11 protein-coding genes and 1 pseudogene are annotated in these 6,609 nt (G+C 62.5%); 9 read left to right on the top strand and 3 right to left on the bottom strand.

Going from position 1 to position 6,609, the window contains the following annotated elements; genetic code table 11:
* The 4 genes from WBV42_RS10810 to WBV42_RS10795 all read left to right on the top strand — a co-directional run.
* Positions 1 to 693, top strand: a 693-nt coding sequence (locus WBV42_RS10810) for an FAD-dependent oxidoreductase (protein WP_423986032.1), incomplete at its 5' end; no start/stop codon positions are given.
* A 154-nt stretch (positions 694 to 847) separates the two neighbouring features.
* Positions 848 to 1,057 carry a hypothetical protein gene (locus tag WBV42_RS10805; RefSeq protein ID WP_423986031.1) on the top strand — a complete coding sequence of 70 codons (210 nt, stop codon included), beginning with the start codon at positions 848 to 850 and terminating at the stop codon, positions 1,055 to 1,057.
* A 75-nt stretch (positions 1,058 to 1,132) separates the two neighbouring features.
* The gene (locus WBV42_RS10800; RefSeq protein ID WP_423986030.1) at positions 1,133 to 1,390 is read left to right on the top strand and encodes a hypothetical protein; all 258 of its coding nucleotides are present in this window, start codon (positions 1,133 to 1,135) and stop codon (positions 1,388 to 1,390) included.
* A gap of 55 nt (positions 1,391 to 1,445) precedes the next feature.
* The gene (locus WBV42_RS10795) at positions 1,446 to 1,859 is read left to right on the top strand and encodes a DUF7124 domain-containing protein (RefSeq protein ID WP_423986033.1); all 414 of its coding nucleotides are present in this window, start codon (positions 1,446 to 1,448) and stop codon (positions 1,857 to 1,859) included.
* A 21-nt stretch (positions 1,860 to 1,880) separates the two neighbouring features.
* Here WBV42_RS10795 and WBV42_RS10790 read toward each other — a convergent pair whose 3' ends face one another.
* Complete coding sequence (locus WBV42_RS10790; protein WP_423986029.1) at positions 1,881 to 2,120, bottom strand: hypothetical protein; 240 nt, start codon at positions 2,118 to 2,120, stop codon at positions 1,881 to 1,883.
* Positions 2,121 to 2,302: 182 nt separating this feature from the next.
* On the opposite strand from WBV42_RS10790, the gene WBV42_RS10785 reads away from it, so the two are divergent.
* From WBV42_RS10785 to WBV42_RS10775, 3 genes are all read left to right on the top strand, one after another.
* The gene (locus WBV42_RS10785) at positions 2,303 to 2,836 is read left to right on the top strand and encodes a DUF5815 family protein (protein WP_423986028.1); all 534 of its coding nucleotides are present in this window, start codon (positions 2,303 to 2,305) and stop codon (positions 2,834 to 2,836) included.
* A gap of 67 nt (positions 2,837 to 2,903) precedes the next feature.
* Positions 2,904 to 3,128: a hypothetical protein gene (locus WBV42_RS10780; RefSeq protein ID WP_423986027.1), complete on the top strand. Its 225-nt coding sequence runs from the start codon at positions 2,904 to 2,906 to the stop codon at positions 3,126 to 3,128.
* A 50-nt stretch (positions 3,129 to 3,178) separates the two neighbouring features.
* On the top strand, positions 3,179 to 4,066 hold the full coding sequence (locus tag WBV42_RS10775; RefSeq protein WP_423986026.1) for a Vms1/Ankzf1 family peptidyl-tRNA hydrolase: 888 nt from the start codon (positions 3,179 to 3,181) through the stop codon (positions 4,064 to 4,066).
* A 68-nt stretch (positions 4,067 to 4,134) separates the two neighbouring features.
* Here WBV42_RS10775 and WBV42_RS10770 read toward each other — a convergent pair whose 3' ends face one another.
* Both WBV42_RS10770 and WBV42_RS10765 read right to left on the bottom strand, forming a co-directional pair.
* The gene (locus tag WBV42_RS10770; RefSeq protein WP_066141023.1) at positions 4,135 to 4,341 is read right to left on the bottom strand and encodes a hypothetical protein; all 207 of its coding nucleotides are present in this window, start codon (positions 4,339 to 4,341) and stop codon (positions 4,135 to 4,137) included.
* A gap of 43 nt (positions 4,342 to 4,384) precedes the next feature.
* A complete protein-coding gene (locus WBV42_RS10765) occupies positions 4,385 to 5,263 on the bottom strand; it encodes a homoserine kinase (protein WP_423986025.1) in 879 nt (292 codons plus the stop codon).
* A gap of 175 nt (positions 5,264 to 5,438) precedes the next feature.
* Here WBV42_RS10765 and WBV42_RS10760 point away from each other — a divergent pair, with 175 nt between their 5' ends.
* Together WBV42_RS10760 and WBV42_RS10755 are read left to right on the top strand one after the other, a co-directional pair.
* A complete protein-coding gene (locus WBV42_RS10760; protein ID WP_423986024.1) occupies positions 5,439 to 6,452 on the top strand; it encodes a DUF1611 domain-containing protein in 1,014 nt (337 codons plus the stop codon).
* Positions 6,449 to 6,609: pseudogene (locus WBV42_RS10755) on the top strand (dipeptide epimerase); the annotation flags it as partial. The gene WBV42_RS10760 and the pseudogene WBV42_RS10755, both read left to right, overlap by 4 nt.

Below are 6,609 nucleotides of genomic sequence, written 5' to 3'. Positions count from 1 at the left end.
AGCCTCGACGGCGCGGAGATCATTCACAACGCGCTCGAAGAGAAAGGCGTCGAAACCGTCCTCGAAAGCGGCGTCAACGGCTTCAAGACAGACGACGACGGTAACGTCGTCGCCACTATCGACGCCGACGACAACGAGTACGAAAGCGACTTCGTCGGCATCGCCATCGGTCTCAACTTCAACACGGAGTACCTGCAGGGAAGCGGCGTCGAGACGGACAACGGCGTCGTCGTGGATCAGTACATGCAGACGAACGTGGACGACATCTACGCCGCCGGCGACATCACGCGGTACTACGACGTGATTCTGGACGAGTACGCCCAGAACGGGTCGTGGGGGAGCGCGAAACAGCAGGGCGTCATCGCCGCGCAGAACATGGTCGCGGACGACGAGGAAGAGGAGTTCCGCTGGGTTTCCTCCTACTCCATCACCCACTTCGACTTCCCGTTCCTCTCCTTCGGCTTCCCGACGATGGGCGACGACGAGTGCGAGGAGAAGTACAGCGACACCGAATGGCGTCGCCTCTCGTTCAAGGACGGCAAACTCATCGGCGGCGTTCTCATCGGCGACATCGCCCCGCAGGGCAAGTACAAGGACCTCATCCGCAACGAAGTCGAGTGCGCGGACCAGAAGGAGGTCCTCCTCGAAAAGCAGTTCGACCCCGAGAAGCTCGCACAGCCACAGGAACAGTAAATCGTCGTGCGGCGCGGTGTTTTTTTGTCGCAGTTTCGAGAGCGACTGCCCCGGTGGCGGGTCGCCGCAACAATCGGCTCCGATTGTCTCGACGTGAAGGTTTAAGGCCTGCCACGACAATTGGTAGCACTGACCATATTGGTCGGGTGACTTCGTGAAATACAAAATCGCTCTCGAACCAGTGGAAACGGTCCCTGACGACGCACGCGTCCGCCACTACGACGAACTCGACTACGGGGCGAAGGGGCACTTCCCCGACGTCGTCGAGCGTGGCGAACGACTCATCGACCGGGAGACGGCACGCCAGTTCAGCGACGGCGAGTTCGTCAAATACACCGGCTATTTCCGCGTCCTGCTCGCGTAGCTTCTATTCTTCACGTTTGTTCACCTTTCAGCCGCAAGCTTTAACACTCACCACGACAATTGATAACATATCCCAATGGCATCGAACAGCACGAGTAGTCTGAGGTCTGCATCGGCCGGAGAATCAGCGGCGCTCATCGTCACCCGAACCGAAACCGTGCCAGCGGGTGTTCCGGTGCGAAGTTTCGACGAACTGTCGGACACCGCTCAAGGGCTCCTGGCGGAGTTCGACGGCCACGAGAAGGTCATCCGGATGACCAGCGACGTGGCCGAGGAGTTCACCGAGGACACCGTCGTCGTGTTCACCGACTACTTCCGGGTCGACGTGGCGTGAGGAACCAACAACCGAAGCCGTTTTCTCCGGCAGGACGGCATGTAGGGACATGAGCATGAGCGGAAGCGGTGAGATGACGCTGGCCTTCGAACTGTCGGCGCTCAAAGAGCTTGCGAGCCCCGGCACCGTCTTCGAGGATGCCCGGCGCTGGACGCGCTACGTCGGCGTCATCTCCGACCAACCGACCTACGTGGTGACGAACTTCACCCGAAAGAATCGTATCCGTCAGGATTTCTTCTCCGGCCCGAAAGGACGTGCCGAAAGCCTCGACAGCGTGAAATCGCAGTTCGACACCGACCGACACGTCTTCGTCGGTACGACCGACGACGACCGTGAACTCGCCGAGGACCACGACTGGGAGTTCCTGCACGTCGAAGACGCCGCCGAGGCGGCCGAGTGGGACCTGGCGTCCGACGCCGACGAGGACGACGGAGGGAAAGAAGAGGACGTGCGCGACGACTGGCCATAGTCGCCCGGAATTTTCGTTCCGTCAGCACTCCGCCCGCAGGCGCTGTTTTCCGCGCTCGGTGATCTCGTAACAACACCAGTTCGTGTTTCGCACGAGGTTACGCTCGGCGAGGGAGCGACAGCGGCTTGCGGTGAGGCAGTTCGACAGGGCGAGTCGCCGTTCGATGTCGAGTCGAACCTGTATGCCGTCGGCCGCGAGCAATCGGAGGATTCGTTCGTCTATCGGGCGCAGTCGGTCGGGAACCCCGCTGGCCTGTGCCATACGCCACCTCTTTTTTCCGGGGATAAGTAGCTCGCTAAGAGGGGTATTGAGGGGGGACGGTCGGTGGGGAGTGCTATTGAGAACTATCCCTACGCCGCCGACACCTGTCGGGATTCGTTCGTATCCTCGCACGGCGATACCTAATCACGCCGTTTAAAATCGTCAGGACCGAACGGACCGGTATGGCAGAACCGCGCGTCCCGGGAGGGAACGGTGCGACGCTCGAACTCCCCTGTGGCGAGACGGTAGCGACCGGACGACTCGACATGGGGATGCGCGAGTACGACTGTGACTGTGGCGAATCGCACGCGGTCGTTATGGACGTGCACCCGCCGTCACGCTTCGTTCCCGAATTTCTCGTGGACATCCTCCGCGAAACCATCGATACGACCGACGAGAACGTCGAGTTCGGCACGCTTCACATCATGGGCGTCGTCATGGAGGAGTTCCCCGAGGACGTCGCCAGCGAGGACGTGGCCGACAACCCAGACCTCGGCTATTCGATGGTCTGGGTGACGGACTTCGACTCCCGACGGCTTCACGAGATCGTCGTCGAACTCATCGTCGAACTGATGGAACACGCCGTCAGCCACGCCGAGGACGACGAGGCGATGAGCCAGTTCGAAGCGGACATGCTGAACTTCGACGTGCCGACCTTCGTCGAACAGTATCGAGCCGAACGGGATTTCTCCGGCCCACACGACCGTCCTGCGTAAGGATACTTCCCCCGGACAGACACTTGTCTGACAGAGATTTAAGTGGTGGGCAGCCAACCCTGCTCATATGTCAGCTCGGGAAGAAACGTTCGAATCCATCCGGCAGGCCGTTACCGAGCACGACGCTGGTGAACCGCTCACCGCGCGCGAGATTCTCGAACTCCTCGACGAAACGGACCACACCGGCGGGAAGTTCGGGAGCACACACGAAATCGCGACCGTCCTCGGACGGCGAGCACGGGCGGGTGACGTACGGGTGATTCGTTCCTCCCCGTACCGGTACGAACTCTAGATTTTTCCACATACCAAACTACAAGACCCCGGGACACGCGCTTCGATTCGATGCTGGACGAGTTGCTCGGGCGCGCCGAGTTGAAAGAGCGAATCGACGAACTCGAAGACGAGAACCATCATCTCGAACGACGAGCACAAGCCGAGGAAGAACGCCGTTCCGAGGCCGTGACGGAGCGTCAGAACGCTGAGGAGCAGGTCAATCGTCTCGAAAGTCGTATCGTCGAACTCGAAGACCGGGTCGGACGGCTAGGGGACGACGAGGAGTCAGTGGAATTTCGAGGCATTGAATCGCTTCACGGGAAGCGACTGGACGAGGTGCTGCCCCGTCTCGAACGTATCGAGACGGAACCCGAAGGGGCGTTGACCGCGATGGTGATCGACGACCTGCCGGAGGCGGTTCGCGACGCGTTCGGCGACCACGCGCCGCTCGTCGCCCGTGCCGCGCCGTGTTTGGCGCTGACCGACGACGCGGGACTGGTCAGCGCGGCGCTCTCCCCGCCGAATCCCCCGGAGGAGTTCGTCTCGTGGAGCGATTCGTTCGATTTCGATCCAGCGTGGTTCCGTCCGGAGGGGCGCTTTACCTTCGCGCTCGTCCGCTCCGACCTGTTCGCCATCGCGGAGTACGGCGGCCGGGAGCGACTGTCCGTTTCGGGCTTCGAAAGCGACGTGAAGGGTGATCACTCGAAAGGCGGGTTCTCGCAGGCACGATTCGAGCGGATCCGGGAGGGACAGATCGACGACCATCTCGACCGCTGTCGGGAGGAAATCGACTCCCGCGACGCGGACCGACTGTACGTCGTCGGCCAGCGGACGCTCCTCGCGGAGTTCCGCGACGTCGCCGACCGAACGAAACCGGTCGATGCGACCGGAAAACCGAAAGAGGCGCTGGACGACGCGTTCTACGAATTCTGGACGACGCGGTTATTCCGGATCTAACCGATTCGACTGCTCCGGATCTAACCGATTCGACTGCTCCGAATCTAAATGAGTCAACCGTTCCGGATCTAGTCCAACTTCGCGTGAAACAGCAGTCGGCCGCATTCCGGACACATCGCCGTCTCGACTTCCTTTCGCTCGTTCATCCCGAGCGAGCCGAGAAGCCCGCCTCGGCGTTCGCTCGTCTTGACGTACGGTTTCCACGCGTCGTTCATGCCGAACTTGACCGGTTCGAGCGAAACGCCACAGTCGGGACAGCGATCACTGCTCGTCATGGGCGACTCGTCACGGAGAAGCCTCGTGGTCGTTACGATCCGCTCATCCTTCTATCGTCGCGCCGCCACCGATCGCGGTCGGATACGCACGGGCCTCGACGTCCTCGTCGTAGAAGGCGTCGAGCATCGCGCTCGCGATGGCGTTCCGTTTCCCGTCGTGACAGACGGCGAGGACGCTCGGTCCGGCCCCGCTCACGGCGACGCCGGTCGCACCCGCGTCGAGTGCGGCGGTTCGTACCTCGTCGAACCCGGCGATGAGCGCCGCCCGCGACCCCGTGACCGACCCGTCTTCGAGTCCCTTCCCGACCAGTTCCGGGTCGTCGCGGAACATCCCGGCGGTCAGCGTCGCGGCGTTGCCGACGGTGCTGACGAGTTCGTCCACTTCGACCGATTGGGGGACGACGCGCCTCGCGTCCCGCGTCGAGACGACGGTTTCCGGCAGGCAGGCGACGACCGGAATCGACGCGTCCACCTGCGTGATTTCGTCCTCCGTAACGATCGTGAATCCGCCGAGAATCGAGGGAGCGACGTTGTCCGCGTGGGCTTCGCCCGAGACGGCCGCTTCCCCCTCCGCCGCGACGCGAACGAGTTCCTTTCGCGTGAGACCGCAGTCGTACAGTTCGTTCAGCGCGACGGCGGCGGCGGCGGCGCTGGCGGCCGACGACCCGAGTCCCGACGAGGGTCGGACCCCTTTGTTGATTCGAATGCGTGCAGGCGCGCCGAGTTCCTGGGCGACGACGCCCGCCGTGTTCTTCGCCGGTTCCTCGGGGATGTACTGTCGCCCGACACCCGTTACCTCTATCGTCGTCTCCTCGGCGCGTTCGACCCGCACGATATCCGCGGGTCGTTCCAACGCCAACCCGAACACATCGAACCCACACCCGAGATTGGCACTCGTGGCCGGTGCCCGCACTGTGACCATGCAACACGTATCGAAAGCACGGACAAAAACCTTCGCCTCCGGTCGAAAATTGTCCGACGCTTGCGGGGGGTGTATCGAAACGAGATAGGTAGGTTTTATGATGCCCGTTCGGTGCGACGGCTTCCACGTTACCGGGAGAGTCGGCTTTAAGATACCGTGCCACCACCGCACACGCATGCAGGTTGCGATACTGGCGCACGAAAAGTTCCCCGGTCGCGCGAAAACGGCGGTCGGAATTCTACGATATGCGGACTACGATGTCGCAGCGGTGCTCGACCGAGACCACCCCGGTGAACGCGTCAACGACCACGTTCCCGACGTGCAGGACGCGCCCATCGTCGCCGAGATGGACGACGTGCCCGAGGTGGATGCACTCATCATCGGCATCGCGCCCATCGGCGGCGGATTCGACGAGTCGTGGCGGTCGGACGTGACGACCGCGCTCTCCCGCGGTTGTGACGTAATCTCCGGACTCCACTACTTCCTCGAAGACGACGAGGAGTTCGCCCGACTCGCCACAGCGAACGACTGTGAACTCTGGGACGTTCGAAAACCCCACGACGACCTCACCGTCAGCCAAGGCATCGCGAAGGACGTGGACGCCGAAATCGTCCTCACGGTCGGCACGGACTGCTCGGTCGGTAAGATGACCGCGACGCTGGAACTCGTGCAGGCGGCCCGCGACCGCGGCGTAAACGCCGGATTCATTCCAACGGGACAGACCGGCATCATGATCGACGGCGGCGGCAACCCAATCGACCGCGTGGTGAGCGACTTCACCGCGGGCGCGGTCGAGGAGACGATTTTGGAACGCGCCGACGAGTACGACTACCTGTTCGTGGAGGGCCAGGGGAGCATCGTACATCCGGCCTACTCCGCGGTGACGTGCGGAATCCTCCACGGGTCGATGCCCGACAAACTCGTCCTCTGCCACGAGGCGGGCAAGGAGGCCATTCACGGCTACGAATCCGTCTCCCTGCCACCGATTTCCGAGTACGTCTCGCTCTACGAGGGACTCGCCCGACCGATCCACGAAACAGAAATCGTCGCCGGAGCCATCAATACCTCCGGAATCGCGGACGACGAGGACGCCCGCGTGGCCGTCGCGGAGTACGGATCCGAACTCGACGCACCCGCGACCGACCTCGTCCGTTTCGACGCGGACGCGGTACTGGAGGTGATTCTATGACCCTCACGACAGAGTTCGAACGGATTTCGCTCCCGCTCGAACACGCCTTCACCATCTCTCGCGGAACGCAGACGACGGCCGAGAACGTCGTCGTCAGGATCGAGGACGACGACGGCAACGTCGGTATCGGCGGGGCCGCACCCTCCGAACACTACGG

Origin of the sequence: Haladaptatus sp. (assembly GCF_049589095.1) — an archaeon.
Lineage (GTDB): Archaea > Halobacteriota > Halobacteria > Halobacteriales > Haladaptataceae > Haladaptatus.
This window is presented reverse-complemented; position numbering and strand designations above follow the sequence as displayed.